The organism is Bradyrhizobium sp. S3.7.6 (assembly GCF_054061875.1).
This window is the reverse complement of sequence record NZ_JBSSEQ010000001.1, coordinates 7,580,725-7,595,496: the sequence shown is the minus strand read 5'-3', so window position 1 is coordinate 7,595,496 and position 14,772 is coordinate 7,580,725. Positions and strand designations below refer to the sequence as shown.

Sequence of the window (14,772 nt, the reverse complement as noted above, 5' to 3'; positions counted from 1 at the left end):
TTTTTAGGCGACGCCCAGATCGGACAGGATATCGGCCCCGGCACGAACCTCGTGACTGGATCCCCGGAAATCCTCGCCAACGGGCTCGCAGGCGCCACCCAGATGCCGTGCAAAGAACGCCTCGGCAATTGCGAGATAGGAGAGCTGGTTCGGCGGCCTCTGGAATCCGTGCCCCTCATCGGGATAGACGATGTAGGTCACGGGAATGCCTTTCGCCTGCATAGCCGCTGCGATGGTGTCGCTTTCCGCGATCTTGCAGCGAACGTCGTTGGCGCCATGAAAGATCAGCATGGGCTTCTTGATGTTGTCGACCTTGTTGATCGGTGAACGTTCGGCGAGCAGCTTACGGCCTTCCTCGGTGCGGGGATCGCCGTAGCTGCGATACATGAATTCCGCAAAGCCGGCCCAATAGGGTGGCATCGACTCCAGCAGGGTTTGCAGGTTGGAGATGCCGACGACCGGCACGGAACAGCAGAAGACGTCCGGCGTGAAGGTTGCGCCGACGAACGAGGCCAGGCCGCCGTAGGACAGGCCGAAAATCGCGACTTTGTCCTTTTGCGCGATGCCTTCGGCGATCGCCCAATCGACCATGTCGATGAGATCGTCGTGCATCTTTCGCGCATGCTCCTTCTCGCTCGCCGCGACAAACGCCTTGCCGAAGCCCGTCGATCCCCGATAATTGACCGAAAGCACGGCGTAGCCGCGATCGGCCAGCCATTGGTGATCCCTGCGATAGCCGTAGATATCCCGTCCCCACGGACCGCCGTGGACGATGAGGACCATCGGCAGCGGCCGAGGCGGGCGATCACCATCGATGTCGGCGGGCAGCGTGAGGTACGAGACGAGGGGCAGGCCGTCGCGCGATTTGCCCTGCACTTCCTGCATCGAAGCGAGGCGGTAGGGCTTCAGCTCGGGGCGCGCCGAAAACAGCTCGGTGATGGTCTGCTTGTCGCGGTCAAGGAGATGATATGTGATGGGTTGATCCGGCGCGTGGCTCGCCACGATCCATCGGCGGCCATCGTCGGTTTGGCTCTCAACATAAAACGCGTGGTCGCGTAGTCGCGCCTTGATCAGATCAAGCTCGGCCGCAATCGCAGGCGTGAAAGCCGTCCATTCCTGCCGACCGGGATCGATGCAGACCGCTTCGGGTTCGAGTGTCCGGGTGTTGAATATGGCTCCCGTCACATCGGCGCGGTCGCTTGCGAACAAGACACGTTCGTCACCCGTCGACCAGTTGATGCTTAGCAGGGCCGACTTGTCGTGCGTGACGCTCGAAGTCATATGGAGGTAGTTGCCCTCCGCGTCGAAATTCCAGGGCCGGGTGCTGATGTAGGCCTCGTATGAGGTATCGCGCCAATGCGTGACCTCGCCGTCGTCAATACGCCAGAGCCGTGTGCCTCCGTCAGGCGCGTTGCTGTGCGCGTAGCGCGGCTTCAACTGCCAGTCGAGCCCGACGTAATGGAACTCCTGGCGATTTTCCCAAACCAGGCTGCGTTCGCCGGTTGCGAGGTCGAGCACGTAGACATCGTGCCAGCGCGGGTCGCGATCGTTGAGGCTGACTGCAATCTTGTCAGGAACCATGTGCGACCAGTGCGTCGGCATCGCTCGGACATTGGCAAAGGGCGTGAGATCCCGGAGCTCTGAACTGCGGGGATCGACGACGAACAGGCGCAGATTCTCATCGCCGTTCTCGTCGTTGAGAAACATGATGTAGCGGCCGTCCGGGCTCCAACTCTGCCAGTTGATTGGTCGGCCCGTGGTGCGTGTTACGGGCTGGCCCGCCGCAATGCTGTCGACCGGAGAAACCCAGACGTTCAGAACGTCATCGACAGGGGCGAGCCAGGACAGCCATTGCCCATCTGGTGACAACTTGGTGCCGACGTAGGTCGGATTGCCAAACAGTTTTCGGCGCGGAATCAGAGGGCGAGCTGACATGTGGCGTCTCGTACGCAGGCGCGACTTCCATCGCGCATCGTAGTGCTACGGTATGTAGCATATACACGCGAAAACCTTGCGTCAACTCCAAGTAGAGCGCGTGCTCGTGGCGCGGGAAGCGCGCAAGAGTGCGCTCCCCAGAGGATTGAGATTGGCGCAGCTACCCGCCCTTGACCGCCCCCGCCGTGAGCCCCGCCACGATCTGTCGCTGGGCGAACACTGTGAGCAGCAGCACCGGGAGAGTGACGATCAGCGCGGCCGCGGCCAGCGGACCCCAGCTCAACTGGTCGAACGAGATCATGTTGTAGACGGCAACGGGCAGGGTGCGCGTCTCGCGTCCGGCCAGCACGATGCCGAACACAAAATTGTTCCAGGAGAAGATCACGGCGAGGATGAAGGCGACCGCGATCCCGGGCTTGGCGATCGGCAGGGCGACGTGTCGAAAGACCTGCCACCGCGTGGCGCCGTCGATCAGGGCGGCTTCCTCCAGTTCCATCGGTGTCGTCTCAAAGTAACCGATCATGATCCAGATCACGATCGGCACCGTCACGACGAGATGGATGATGATCTGCGGCACCAGCGTGCCGAGCAATCCCAGCCACTGGAACAGCAGGAACAGCGGGATCAAATAGGACAGGCCGGGCGTGATGCGCGCGATCAGGATCACGATCGCGGATTTGTGCGCGGCCATGCGCGCGATGCCGTAGCCGGCGGGAACGCCGACGAGCAGGGCCAGCGTGGTCGCGCCGCCGGTGACGATCAGGCTGTTGACGAAATAGGTCAGGAAGCGGTTGGAAGCGAGCACGTCGGCGTAGTTCTTCCAGGCGATGCGATCGGGGATGAACACCGGCGGGTAGGCGGCATTGTCGACCTCGAACTTGAGCGACAGCGACGCCATCCAGAGGAAGAACAGGATCGCCGGCGACACGATGACGAACACCGAGAGCCACAGACCGATCCTGCCAATGACCTGACGTAGGTTGATTCGACTTGGGTTGACTTGACTTGAGCTCATGCGCCGCTCGCGATTTCGGTCCACAGCATGCGCTGGCGGGCATAGAGCATCACGGCCGCGAGGGCGACGATGAGGAGGAAGAACACCACCGCGATCGCCGAGCCGTAGCCGAGGTCGTAATAGGTGAAGGCTACGCTGTAGAGATAGATGTTGATCGTCTCCGACGCCGAGCCCGGTCCGCCCTGCGTGATCGCGAAGATGATGTCGAAACTCTTCACGGCGTCGATCATGCGGATCATGCCGGCGATGAACAGGAACGGCATGATCAGCGGCAGGGTGATGAAGCGGAACACCTGCCAGAAGCTGGCGCCGTCGATCTGCGCGCTTTCATAAGGCTCGGTCGGGATGGCGGCGAGGCCGCCGAGCACGATCAGCATGACCAGCGGCGTCCATTGCCAAGTCTCGACCAGCACGAGCGAGGGAATGACGGTCGCGGGGTGGAAGACCCAGAGCTGTGCGGGGATCCCGACCAGCGACAAGAGGTAGTTCAGCACGCCGAGCTGCGGGTGGAACATCATGGTCCAGACCAGCGCGATCGCGACGGGGGTCGCCATCATCGGCATGATGAAAATACCGCGCAGAAAGCCGCGGCCGACGAATTTCTGGTGAAACACGACGGCCGCGAACGTGCCGAGAATCAGCGGCAGCAGCACCGATAGCAAAGTGTAGACCATGGTGTGGCCCACCGCCTCGATGAAGCGGGGATCGCTCGTCAGCCGCAGATAGTTGGAAAACCCGACGAAGGTGGTCGGTGAGCCGACCTTCCACTCGTTCAGGCTCATCCAGATGGTGAAGACCCACGGGAAGATGATGATCGCGAGCACGACGACCAGCGCCGGCACCACGAACGGCCAGTAGGACGGCGGCCGCAACGCCTTCTCCGGCGCGGCATCAGACTGTGCCGCGGCCGGAGTCGATTGTGTCAACGCACTCACGCTTTTTCGCTGCGCTCCAGGATCGGCCGGTACTGATCGTGAGCCTTCTTCAACTCGGTCGCGGGATCGGCGCCCGATAGTGTCGAGGTGAGGGCCGCGCCGACGAGATCGCGGAATTCGGCGACCGGGATCACGACGGGAAGGCCGAGCTTGCTGATCTTGGCAGAATCGATCACCGACTGCAGCCACTCCTTGGGCATCTTCACGCCGTTCTGGACCTCGGGATCGCCGAGGATCGAGTTGCGGAACGGCACGCCGCCGCCGGCCTGCAACAGCCGTGCGCCCTGCTGCTTCGAGACCGCCCACTGGCAGAGCAGATAGGCGGCTTCCTTGTTTTTGCTCGCCGCGGCAATGCCGATGCCGTCGCCATAGGTGGCCGAATATTGCCCCTTCGGTCCGGCCGGCACGACGGTGTAGCCGACCTTGCCGACGACGCGCGAGGCGGCGGGGTCCTCCAGCGGCGGCGCCCAGCCGACGCCGTCGATCCACATCGCCGAACGTCCTTGCGTGAACGAGGCCATCGACTCCATCCAGTTGAAGCCGGCGACGCCTGGCGGGGCGACCTTCGTCAGCAGCGTCTGATAGAGCTTTGTCGCCGCGACCGCCTCGGGGCCGTCCGTGAGGATGTTGCCTTTGGCGTCGAGGAATTCGCCGCCATAGTCGAGGAAGAAGTTGGTCCACAACGTCATGTTGGCGTTGCGCAGGCCCCGTCCGACGAAACCGTAGGTGCCTTCCTTGGTGTCGGTCAGTTTTTCGGCGGCCGCGACCATCTCGTCGAGGGTCTTGGGGACGGCGACGCCCTTCTTCTGGAACAACTCCTTGTTGTAGTAGAGGATGAAGTAATCGACCGACCAGGGCAGCGACAGCATCTGGCCCTTGTCGTTCTTGGCGTATTGCAGGCCGGCGGCCGAGAAATCGCTCTCGACGAGATCGGGCGCCGTCAGCGTCGGATCCTTCATGAAGGGCGTCATGTCGGCCAGCCAGCCGCCCTTCTCGAACTGCCGCTTCTGCACGTGATAGCTGAGATGGACGACGTCGAAGCTCGGCCGGCCCGAGGTCAGCTCGATCACCACTTTCTGGCGCTGTTGCTGCTCGGGGATCTGTTCGGATTCCACCTGGATGCCGGTGAGCTCGGTGAACTCCTTGATGTTTTTTTGCAGGTTGTCGCCGCGCGGACCCTTGGCGAGGATCACCTCCAGCTTGGTCCCGGCGTATTTCTTCCAGTTGACCTCGGCGCGTGCCGGTAGTCCGGTCAGGCTGAGCGCGCCAGCCGCGGCGGTCCCCGTCAACAGCGTGCGGCGCGAGATGTTATGGTTGGCCACGTCAAATCCCTCCCTCTGATTCATTTTCTTTGGGAGGGATACTAACGGCCGTGCCACGCCTGCCTAGTCCTAATCTGGGGACTCAGGGACGCACGGCAGGCGTCTCCATCGGCAGGCCGCGCGCCCGCGACATCAGGTAGAGTTCAAGCGCGACCAGCTCGGGCGCGCCGTAATCAAAGGCCTGGGCGCGTACGCCGGTCATGCAACTGCGCAACCTTCGCTCGATCGACCCCAACGTCTGCCACTCCAGGCGGTAGAGCGGATAGCCGGTCGGCTGTCCTTGCGTGATCGGCGCGCCCGCAAGACGCTTGTCGAAATTGTCGTCGTGGCAGTTGGTGCAGGCGAGGTTGAGCTGACCCTCGCGCCGCATGAAGAGGTCGCGGCCCTGCGCCACGAAAGGCTTCAGCTCCGGATCATCGCCGGCCGAGATCGCGACGCCGCGGGACTGGTGGGCGATAAAGGCGGACAGCGCCAGGAGGTCGTGGCTCTCGTAGGGCAGCGCCGGCGCCTGCTGATGATTGGCGCGGCAGAGGTTGATGCGCTGGTCGAGGGTGACGGGGCGCGCCAGCGCCTTGTCGAAGGCCGGATAGCGCGCCGCGACGCCCTTCATGCTGGTCGTTGCATCGCCGTGGCAGTCCGCACAGGCCTTGTCGGCGCTGCCGGCCTTCTTCGCCCAGAGCGCCTCGCCGTCGAGCACGAAAAGCATGCCCGGATTGGACGTGTCGTCATCCTGCATCGCGCGCGTGTCCGGCCCCATGAACGAATAGCCGGAGCGGCGCGCGTCCGGCGGAATCTCGCCGGCGAGCAGGGCAGGGGCCGCGGCCAACAATGTTGCCGCCGCTATCGCGCGCCAAAAGATCATTCGACCGTGATCGAGGCCGATGCGGTCGACGAATAGCCGTTGTCGCCGATCCATTCGAATTCGAACTTGCCGCTCTCCTTCGCGACCGTGAAGAAGGAGAGGTATGGGTTGGCCGCGATCGCCGGAAACAGGTCGGCGCGGAAAACTTCGGTGCCATTGTAGCGGCACGTAAAGCTCGTGATGATGTCGCGCGGCACCAGCGCGCCGTCCGCGGTGTGGCGGAAGCCGGTCTCCATGATGTGCGAGGTCAGCGTGCGGATCTCGATGACATCGCCGCGTTTGGCTTTTGCCGGGACGTTGATGAGCGCGGCCATCAGTTCATCTCCTCGGTACAGGCGGCCAGCGTCACGACGATGTCGGCGGCGACCTGCCAGAACGTGTCATCGGACATGCGTGCGATTGCCACCACCTTCTGGGTGTCGGCGAGCCGGATCCGGGTCGAGACCTGGGCGCGGCCGGAGGAGGGATTGAGATAGAAATTGCCGATGTTCGGCTGCGGGTTCTTCTCGTTGAAGACGTGGATGCTCTTGACGTAGTCGTTTGCGGTCATCGGGCTTGCGACGCTCACCGTCATCGGCACCGTGTTGCCGTTCTCGACCAGAGGCGGAATGTCGAGCTTGACCTTGCCGGTGCGAATCTGGGCTTCGCCGACGACGTTGCGGATGGCGGTGCTGAGCATCGCGGGCGTCGCTTCCAGCGGTCGCAGCGTGACGATCGGGATCGTCCCGGCGACCGTCGCGCCGCCTGCAATACTCAGGAATTGTCGTCGCGTGGTTGGCATGAAGCTAGTTCCGAAGCGTTACAAGAAAGGCCACGATGTCTTCGATCTCCGCGGCGGATAATATCGGCTTGCCGGCAAAATTGCGCCCGACCCGGACCAGCCCGTCGTTGCGATAATAGGACGGCATGATGGTCTGCGGGTTGTAGCGCGATGCATCGACCAGCCGCAGCCGCAACTGGCCCGCCGACCACCAGTTTCCGGTGCCGGTGAGATCGGGTGCGAGGTCACCCTGGAACCGCGCCTCCGGGAACGGACCGGAATGGCAAAGGATGCAGGTCGTGGTGCGCGCAACCACCAGCGCGCGTCCACGCGCGGGATCGGCTGGTGAGCCCGTGAGCGGCTCCGGGATGGTGTCACCGATGATTTTGTAGCGCACGAGCTCGTCGGCTCTTGCGCCGCAAGCCAGGGCAACGCCGGCGGCGATCAGCGCTGCGATATGAAGGAATGCTCTAGCCAAAGGTGTCCGCCGTGATGGTTTGAAACCAGCGTTCTGCCTCCGCGGCCTCGCGGGCGCGCAGCTCGCGCGGCGCATCGACCGGGCTGGTCGCGCCGCCCTCGACCTCGGCAAAGATGTCGCCCCTGGGCTGGTAATTGCCGGCGAGCGAGAAGCCGTAGCCGGGCGCGGCCGTGTTGTAGCAGACGCCGGTCAGCCGCGGCGTCTCCGGCGCGCGGCCCGCGAACAGGTTGAGGATGGCGGCGGCGCAGGCCTTGCCCTGTGCGCTCGCGGCCGACGCCGATTTGGGAATGCCGCCGCCGAGGCAGGCGTCGCCGATGACATGGATGTTCGGGACGAGCTTCGACTCGAATGTCACGGGATCGATCGGGCACCAGCCGGTCGCATCCGCCGCGCCCGCGATCTCGGCGATGCGGCCGGCGCGTTGCGGCGGGATGACGTTGGCGACATCAGGCGTGTAGTTGCCGAACTCGGTGATGATGGTCCTTGTCGAAGGATCGACCGAGGTGACGCGACCGCCCTGCGACAGCGCGATACGCTCGATCATGTCGCCATAGAGCTCCTTCCACGCCTTCTCGAACAGCCGCTGCTGCGAAAAATTGTCCTTGGCATCGAGGACCAGCACCTTCGAGCGCGGCTTCTTCGTCTTCAGGTAATGCGCAATCAGGCTGGCGCGTTCGTAGGGCGCCGGCGGGCAACGCGACGGGTTGGCCGGGATGGCGATGGCGACCGTGCCGCCGTCCGCCATCGCCTCCAGTTGCCTGCGCAGCAGCAGCGTCTGCGCGCCGGCCTTCCAGGCGTGCGGCATTTTCTCGGATGCCGCTTCGTCATAGCCGGGCAGGGCCTCGAAATGGAAGTCGATGCCAGGGGAGAGTACGAGACGGTCATAGGGCAGCGCGACGCCGTCGGTCGTCACGACGCTGCGCCGCTGCGGCTCGATTGTGGTGACGGCCTCGTCGATCACGGTGATGCCCTCGGCGGCGAGCTTGTCATAGTCGAACTGCTGCGCGTCGATCTCACGCAGGCCCGCAATCACCTCGTTGCTGAAGGGGCAGGAGGTGAAGACCGCGTTCGGTTCGATCAGGATGATTTGCAGGTTTTCCTGCGCGCGTTTCAGCGCGCGGGCGCAGGCCGCGCCGCCGAACCCGCCGCCGACCACGACGATACGTGCTGCCGACTGCGCACGCGGGACCGATGGCCGCGCCAGCGTTGCGGCGGCCGCGGTGATGCCGAGCACGGCATTCCGCCGTGTCACCGGGCGCGTGGTCATCAGGATCATCCAGGCAAAAATGCCGCGGCGGCCGTTGCAGCCGCCGCGGCGTTTCTCAGGCGAAGGTGATGTTCTGGTCGCGCAGCGGCACCGAGCGGATGCGCTTGCCCGTCGCCGCGAAATAGGCGTTGAGCACCGCCGGCGCCGCGACGCCGATGGTCGGCTCGCCGACGCCGCCCCAGAACCCGCCGCTCGGCACCATCACCGATTCCACCTTCGGCATCTCGTTGATGCGCATCGAGTTGTAGGTGTCGAAGTTGGTTTGCTCGATCTTGCCGTCCTTGACGGTGCAGCCGCCGTAGAACAACGCGGACAGGCCATAGACGAAGGAGCCGGCGATCTGCCGCTCCACCTGCGCCGGATTGACGACGTAGCCGGGATCGGTGGAGGCGACGATGCGATGCACCTTGATCTTGTTGCCGTCGGTCACCGAGATTTCGGCGGCGCCGGCAACATAGCTGCCATAGCCCATGACCTGCGCGATGCCGCGATAGACGCCCTGCGGCGCCGGCTTGTCCCAGCCGATCTTCTCGGCCACGGCATTGAGCACCGCCAGATGCTTGGGATGGTTGCCCATCAGCTTGCGGCGGAATTCGAGCGGGTCCTGACCTGCGGCCTGGGCCAGCTCGTCCATGAAGCATTCCATGTAGATCGCGTTGTGATTGACGTTCACGCCGCGCCAGAAGCCGGGCGGAACGTGCGGGTTGCGCATCGCATGCTCGATCAGGAGGTTCGGCACCGAATAGCCGAACGCGGCTTCGCCGGACTGGGCGACGCCCTGGAATGCGGCCGGATCCATGCCGTTCTGCAGCGCTTCGGGGCGCAGCGAGAACAGGATCGACTGCCCGGACAGGCGGTAGTGCAGCGCCACCAGATTGTTGTTGGCGTCGAACGCGCCGGTCATCTTGCACTGGGTGATCGGGTGATACCTGCCGTGCGCCATGTCCTCTTCGCGCGACCACAACAGCTTGATCGGCGTGCCCGGCATCTGCTTGGCGATCATGACCGCCTGGCGGACGTAGTCGGTCTGGCCGCGCCGGCCGAAGCCGCCGCCGGGCATCACCTTGTACACGTCGCACTTCTCCGCTGGCAGGCCGGAGGCCTCCAGCACCGCCGCGAAGACGGCTTCGCCGTTCTGCGTGCCGCACCAGACCTCGCATTTGTCGGCCGTGTAGAGCGCGGTGGCGTTCATCGGCTCCATGGTGGCGTGGTTCTGGTAGGGGTAGTTGTAGACGGCTTCGACTTTCTTCGCTGCGCCGGCAATCGCGGCTTTGACGTCGCCGTTCTTGTTGCCGACATAGGCCGGCTGCGCGTCGTCGAGGCCCTCAGCCAGCCACTTCGCGATCGACTCGCTGGAGACCTTGGCATTCTCGCCCTCGTCCCAGACGATCGGCAGCGCTTCCAGCGCGGTCTTGGCGTGCCACCAGGTGTCGGCAACGACCGCAACCGCGGTATCGCCGACCTTGACGACCTTCTTGACGCCTTTCATGCCGGTGATCTTGGCTTCGTCATAGCTCTTCAGCTTGCCGCCAAACACCGGGCAGTCCTTGATTGCGGCGTTCAGCATGCCCGGCAGCTTGACGTCGATGCCGTAGATCATCGTGCCGGTGGTCTTGTCGGCGGTGTCGAGCCGCAAGAGGCCCTTGCCCGCGATGGTCCAGTCCTTGGGATCCTTGAGCTTGACGTCGGCCGGCGGCGTCAGCTTGGCGGCGGCTTCGGCGACCTTGCCGTAAGTTGTCGTCTTGCCCGACGCCTTGTGGGTGATGACGCCCTTGGCGACGGTGCATTCGGAGGCCGGCACCTTCCACTCGTTCGCGGCGGCCTCGATCAGCATCACGCGCGCGGTGGCGCCGCCCTTGCGGACATAGTCCTGCGACGAGCGGATGCCGCGGCTGCCGCCGGTCGAGAAATCACCCCAGACGCGCTTGCGGGCGACGCTCTGGCCGGGGGTCGGATATTCGGTCGTGACCTTCGACCAGTCGCATTCGAGTTCCTCGGCGACCAGCTGGGCGAGGCCGGTGAGCGAGCCCTGGCCCATCTCGGAGCGGGCGATGCGGATCACGACGGTGTCATCGGGCCTGACTACGACCCAGGCGTTGACTTCCGGCGCGCCGTCGGCCGCGCGGACCACGGCGGGGCCACCGAAGGGGAGATCGAGCCCGATCGCGAGGCCGGTGCCGACAGCGGCGGTGCCGATGACGAAGGCGCGACGGTTCATCTTGGGAGAAACATGCTTGTTCATGGGACGGCTCCTCAGGCGCTGGCGATCGTGTGGATCGCTTCGCGCACCTGCTGGAAGGTGCCGCAGCGGCAGATATTGGTGATGGCCTCGTCGATGTCGGCGTCGGTCGGCTTCGGCTTTTCGGCGAGGAGTGCGGCCACCGCCATGATCATGCCGCTCTGGCAATAGCCACATTGCGGAACGTCCTTGGCGATCCAGGCTGCCTGCACCTTGTGCAGCGTGTCGCCGGATGCGAGCCCCTCGATCGTGGTGATCTTCTTGCCTTCGGCCTCGCTGACCGAAATCCCGCAGGAACGGATGGCGACGCCGTCCATGTGAACGGTGCAGGCGCCGCATTGCGCAATGCCGCAGCCATATTTGGTGCCGGTCAGGCCGGCATTCTCACGGATCGCCCAGAGCAGCGGCGTATCCGGCTCGACGTCGAGCGTGAAGGTTTTTCCGTTGATTGTTAGGTTTGCCATCGCAAGTCCCCTGATTGGCCCAATCCACCGATCGGACTCAGGGAACAATGTGTCTGGCAAATTGGAACTGTTCAAATCAATAGTCCGAGGGGTGGCCAACAGCGAGGCTGGCATGCGCGGGGAAGAATGTCGGGAGCGCGGTGTTGCCGCCGAAATCGCCGTCCAAGCGGCCGGATGAGCCTCTCCCGGCGCCAAGAGGTGGCTCGGAACGACGCCCGGCGCGTTCCGGGCAGTTCCCATTGCGGCGACAGTTTGTCCTTTTTACCGGGGTGCAAGACGAACGCGCTCTGGTACACTGGGACGAAGCAAAAAGGGATTCCATGAACGTACCGCAGCGCTGCAACGTATTGATGCTCTATCCGCTGTTCTTGGCGGAGTCGTTCTGGAGCTTTGGCGAATCCTGCGAGCTGATGGGTGTGAAGCGACCCGCGGCCCCCCTCGGCCTGATCACGGTGGCCGCGATGCTGCCGAAGGACTGGACGGTCCGGCTGATCGACTGCAACACGCAAGCCTTGGGTGACGAGGATCTCACCTGGGCCGACGTCGTGTTCACCGGCGGCATGCTGCCGCAGCAGGCCGATACGCTGCGCCTGATCGAACTCTGCCGCGCCGCCGGCAAGCCGGTGGTCGTCGGCGGACCCGATCCCACCTCCAGCCCGCACATCTACGAGAAGGCCGACTTCCGGGTGCTCGGCGAGGCCGAAAGCGTCATCGACGAGTTCATCGCGGCCTGGGAAAGCGGGGCCCGCGCCGGCGTCTTCACTGCGCCGAAATTCCAGGCCGACGTAACAAAGACGCCGGTGCCACGCTTCGATCTCCTGAAGTTCGAGGACTATCTCTACCTCGGTGTGCAATATTCGCGTGGCTGTCCGTTCACCTGCGAGTTCTGCGACATCATCGAGCTCTACGGCCGTGTGCCGCGCACCAAGACGGTCGAGCAGATGTTTGTCGAGCTCGAGACGCTCTACCGGATGGGCTACCGCGGCCATCTCGACTTCGTCGACGACAATTTCATCGGCAACAAGAAGTCGCTGCGGCAGTTTCTGCCCCAGCTCGCCGAATGGCAGCGCGCGCACGGCTATCCCTTCGAATTGTCCACCGAGGCCTCGGTCAACCTGGCCGACGATCCCGAGCTATTGGAGCTGATGGGCGCGGCCAATTTCTTCGGCATCTTCGTTGGCATCGAAAGTCCGGACCCTGCAACGCTGGTCGCGATGCGGAAGAAGCAGAACACGCGGCGCAACATCGCCGAGAGCATCCACAAGATCTATGCCGCCGGCATGCTCGTCACCGCGGGTTTCATCGTCGGCTTCGACACCGAGAAGGTCTCGATGGCGGAAGCGATGATCGATTTCATCGAGGAGGCCGCGATTCCCGTCGCCATGGTCGGCCTGCTCTATGCGTTGCCGAACACGCAGCTCACGCGCCGACTCGAGCGTGAAGGCCGGCTGCATCCGGGCCACGATCTGGCGCCGACCATCGGCGCCGATCAGTGCACGGACGGCATCAACTTCGATCCGGTCCGCCCGTTGCGCGACATCCTGACGGACTACAAGCGGGTGCTGGAGCACATCTACAGCCCCGCCGCCTACGCAGGACGCGTCGACCGCCTGATGACGCTGCTCGACCGATCCAGGCAGCGCCCCGAGCTCGCCGAGGGCGACATCCGCTCGCGGGTCGGGGCGATGGAGACGGTGCACCGCGTTGTCACCGCCCTTCCCGAAGCGCGCGGGCCGCTGTGGCAGACCTTCATGAACTGCGCCAAGCGCGACACGTCATCGGCACGGATCGCGGTGCAGATGATTGCCGCCTATGCGCATCTCGGGCCGTTCTCGCGCAAGGTCATCGAAGCCATCGACGGGCGCCTCGCTGCGCTCGATGACGAGACGGTCATCCCGACCGCTGCGACGCTCGACACCACCGCAGCCCGGCACCTGGCCTGAAGGCTTACTTCACCGCCAGCCGCAGGAAGCTCATCACGCTGCCGAGCGCGGCGAAGCCGGCGCCGAGCCCCAGAGCGACGGTCGCGCCATCGTGACCGGCCAGCGCAAAGCACAGCGCCGCGAGTGCGGCTCCCGTCGTTTGCCCTGTCAGCCGCGCGGTGGCGACGATGCCGGAGGCGCTGCCGCTGCGGTGCGGCGGCGCGCTCGACATCACGGCCTTCATGTTCGGCGCCTGGAAGAAGCCGAACCCCATGCCGCAGATCACCATCCGCCAGATGATGTCGGGGATGGCAGGATTGGACGGAAGCATCGCGAGCAATGCCATGCCGAGGCCGAGCAGCACGAGCCCGATGCCGCCGAGCAGGCCGACCGCGTGCCGGTCGGAGAGGCGCCCCGCGATCGGCGCCATGATGCCGACCACCAGCGGCCAGGGCGTCATGAAGAAGCCGGTCTCGACCTGCGAACGCCCGAGCACGTCCTCGAAATAGAACGGCAGCGAGACGAAGGCGAGGCCCTGCACGGCGAACGAGCACACCGCGGTCGCTGCCGACAGCGCGAACATCGGCCGGCTGAACAGGTCGATCGGCAGCATCGGCGCGGGATGGTCGGCATGCCGGCGCGTCAGGATGAAGCCGAGTGCGAGGGCCGTGATCAGCTCGATGCCCACGACGACGGGCGACAGATTGTGCGCGGCGCTGCCGATGCCCGTGATGAACAGGCCGAGGCAGGCGGACGCAAGGACCGCGCCGAGAAAATCAAAGCCGTGATCGGCGCGCGGCGTCTTCGGCAGCATTGCAAAGCCGATCCCGATCGCGACGAGGCCGAACGGGATGTTGACAGCGAACAGCCACGGCCACGGGCCGACTGCGAGGATGGCAGAGGCGATCGATGGACCGATGGTGAAGGCGGTCGCGACCACGAGCGCGTTGTGGCCAAAACCGCGGCCAAGCATCCGGCCGGGATAGACGAAGCGCACCAGCGCCGTGTTGACGCTCATGATGCCGCTGGCGCCCAGGCCCTGCAGCGTGCGCGCGACCAGCAGGCTGTCCAGCGACCACGCCACCGCGCAGAGCAGCGAGGCGATGGTGAACAGGATCAGGCCGCCGAGATAGATGCGCTGGTGCCCGACGATCTCGCCGAGCGCACCGAGCGGCAGCAGGGTCGCCACCAGCGCGATCTGGTAGACATTGACCACCCAGACCGATTGCTCCGGCGTGACGTGCAAATCGGCGGCAATGGCTGGCAGAGCGATATTCGCGATCGCGGTGTCGAGGGAGGCCATCGCCAGCGCGGTGAAGATGGCGGCGATCGCCCAGCGCCGCTGCGTGGCCGGAAGGCCGTCGGCAATGGGATGATCGGGCTCGCGCGCGGCGGCAGGTAACGTGATTGTCATTGCCTGGCGCGTTGCTCCGGCGGCGTGGTGAAAGGGGACTTTTGGCATGTACTACGCCGAAGGCCGCTTCCACAGGCATATGCTTGCATGCTGTGTATGCGCGAAGGTCAGGCGATGCGGCCGGCGGCTGGCGTATGATCGCGCCAACTGCTGCAATCT

General features: G+C 64.6%; 13 protein-coding genes. 1 reads left to right on the top strand and 12 read right to left on the bottom strand.

Annotated features, from left to right (window positions below):
- Positions 1–3 precede the first annotated feature (3 nt).
- The 11 genes from ACVJ5M_RS36750 to ACVJ5M_RS36700 all read right to left on the bottom strand — a co-directional run bounded on the left by ACVJ5M_RS36750 (position 4) and on the right by ACVJ5M_RS36700 (position 11,277).
- The gene (locus ACVJ5M_RS36750; RefSeq protein WP_063984855.1) at positions 4–1,935 is read right to left on the bottom strand and encodes a S9 family peptidase; all 1,932 of its coding nucleotides are present in this window, start codon (positions 1,933–1,935) and stop codon (positions 4–6) included.
- Positions 1,936–2,095: 160 nt separating this feature from the next.
- Positions 2,096–2,950 (bottom strand): carbohydrate ABC transporter permease, encoded by an 855-nt coding sequence (locus ACVJ5M_RS36745; protein WP_371496096.1) that lies wholly within the window; start codon positions 2,948–2,950, stop codon positions 2,096–2,098.
- On the bottom strand, positions 2,947–3,885 hold the full coding sequence (locus ACVJ5M_RS36740; RefSeq protein WP_063984854.1) for a carbohydrate ABC transporter permease: 939 nt from the start codon (positions 3,883–3,885) through the stop codon (positions 2,947–2,949). Before ACVJ5M_RS36740 ends, ACVJ5M_RS36745 begins: the two co-directional genes overlap by 4 nt.
- Positions 3,882–5,231 (bottom strand): ABC transporter substrate-binding protein, encoded by a 1,350-nt coding sequence (locus tag ACVJ5M_RS36735; RefSeq protein WP_063984853.1) that lies wholly within the window; start codon positions 5,229–5,231, stop codon positions 3,882–3,884. The genes ACVJ5M_RS36740 and ACVJ5M_RS36735 overlap by 4 nt, the downstream gene beginning before the upstream one ends.
- Before the next feature lie 58 nt (positions 5,232–5,289).
- Positions 5,290–6,069: a sulfur oxidation c-type cytochrome SoxA gene (soxA, locus tag ACVJ5M_RS36730; RefSeq protein ID WP_063984852.1), complete on the bottom strand. Its 780-nt coding sequence runs from the start codon at positions 6,067–6,069 to the stop codon at positions 5,290–5,292.
- A complete protein-coding gene (gene soxZ, locus ACVJ5M_RS36725; protein ID WP_014497100.1) occupies positions 6,066–6,383 on the bottom strand; it encodes a thiosulfate oxidation carrier complex protein SoxZ in 318 nt (105 codons plus the stop codon). The genes soxA and soxZ overlap by 4 nt, the downstream gene beginning before the upstream one ends.
- Positions 6,383–6,850 (bottom strand): SoxY-related AACIE arm protein, encoded by a 468-nt coding sequence (locus ACVJ5M_RS36720; RefSeq protein WP_063984851.1) that lies wholly within the window; start codon positions 6,848–6,850, stop codon positions 6,383–6,385. The genes soxZ and ACVJ5M_RS36720 overlap by 1 nt, the downstream gene beginning before the upstream one ends.
- Before the next feature lie 4 nt (positions 6,851–6,854).
- Positions 6,855–7,307 (bottom strand): sulfur oxidation c-type cytochrome SoxX, encoded by a 453-nt coding sequence (soxX, locus tag ACVJ5M_RS36715; protein ID WP_063984850.1) that lies wholly within the window; start codon positions 7,305–7,307, stop codon positions 6,855–6,857.
- Positions 7,300–8,583 (bottom strand): NAD(P)/FAD-dependent oxidoreductase, encoded by a 1,284-nt coding sequence (locus ACVJ5M_RS36710; protein WP_354099398.1) that lies wholly within the window; start codon positions 8,581–8,583, stop codon positions 7,300–7,302. Before ACVJ5M_RS36710 ends, soxX begins: the two co-directional genes overlap by 8 nt.
- Positions 8,584–8,629: 46 nt before the next feature.
- The gene (locus ACVJ5M_RS36705) at positions 8,630–10,816 is read right to left on the bottom strand and encodes a xanthine dehydrogenase family protein molybdopterin-binding subunit (protein ID WP_063984849.1); all 2,187 of its coding nucleotides are present in this window, start codon (positions 10,814–10,816) and stop codon (positions 8,630–8,632) included.
- Between the two features lie 11 nt (positions 10,817–10,827).
- Complete coding sequence (locus ACVJ5M_RS36700) at positions 10,828–11,277, bottom strand: (2Fe-2S)-binding protein (RefSeq protein ID WP_028156974.1); 450 nt, start codon at positions 11,275–11,277, stop codon at positions 10,828–10,830.
- Positions 11,278–11,597: 320 nt separating this feature from the next.
- On the opposite strand from ACVJ5M_RS36700, the gene ACVJ5M_RS36695 reads away from it, so the two are divergent.
- Positions 11,598–13,220, top strand: a complete 1,623-nt coding sequence (locus ACVJ5M_RS36695; protein ID WP_231144393.1) for a B12-binding domain-containing radical SAM protein — start codon at positions 11,598–11,600, stop codon at positions 13,218–13,220.
- 4 nt (positions 13,221–13,224) lie between these two features.
- Here the strand turns inward: ACVJ5M_RS36695 and ACVJ5M_RS36690 are convergent, their stop codons facing one another.
- Entirely contained in the window at positions 13,225–14,613 is a 1,389-nt protein-coding gene (locus tag ACVJ5M_RS36690) for an MFS transporter (protein WP_063984847.1), read from the bottom strand.
- Positions 14,614–14,772: the final 159 nt, after the last annotated feature.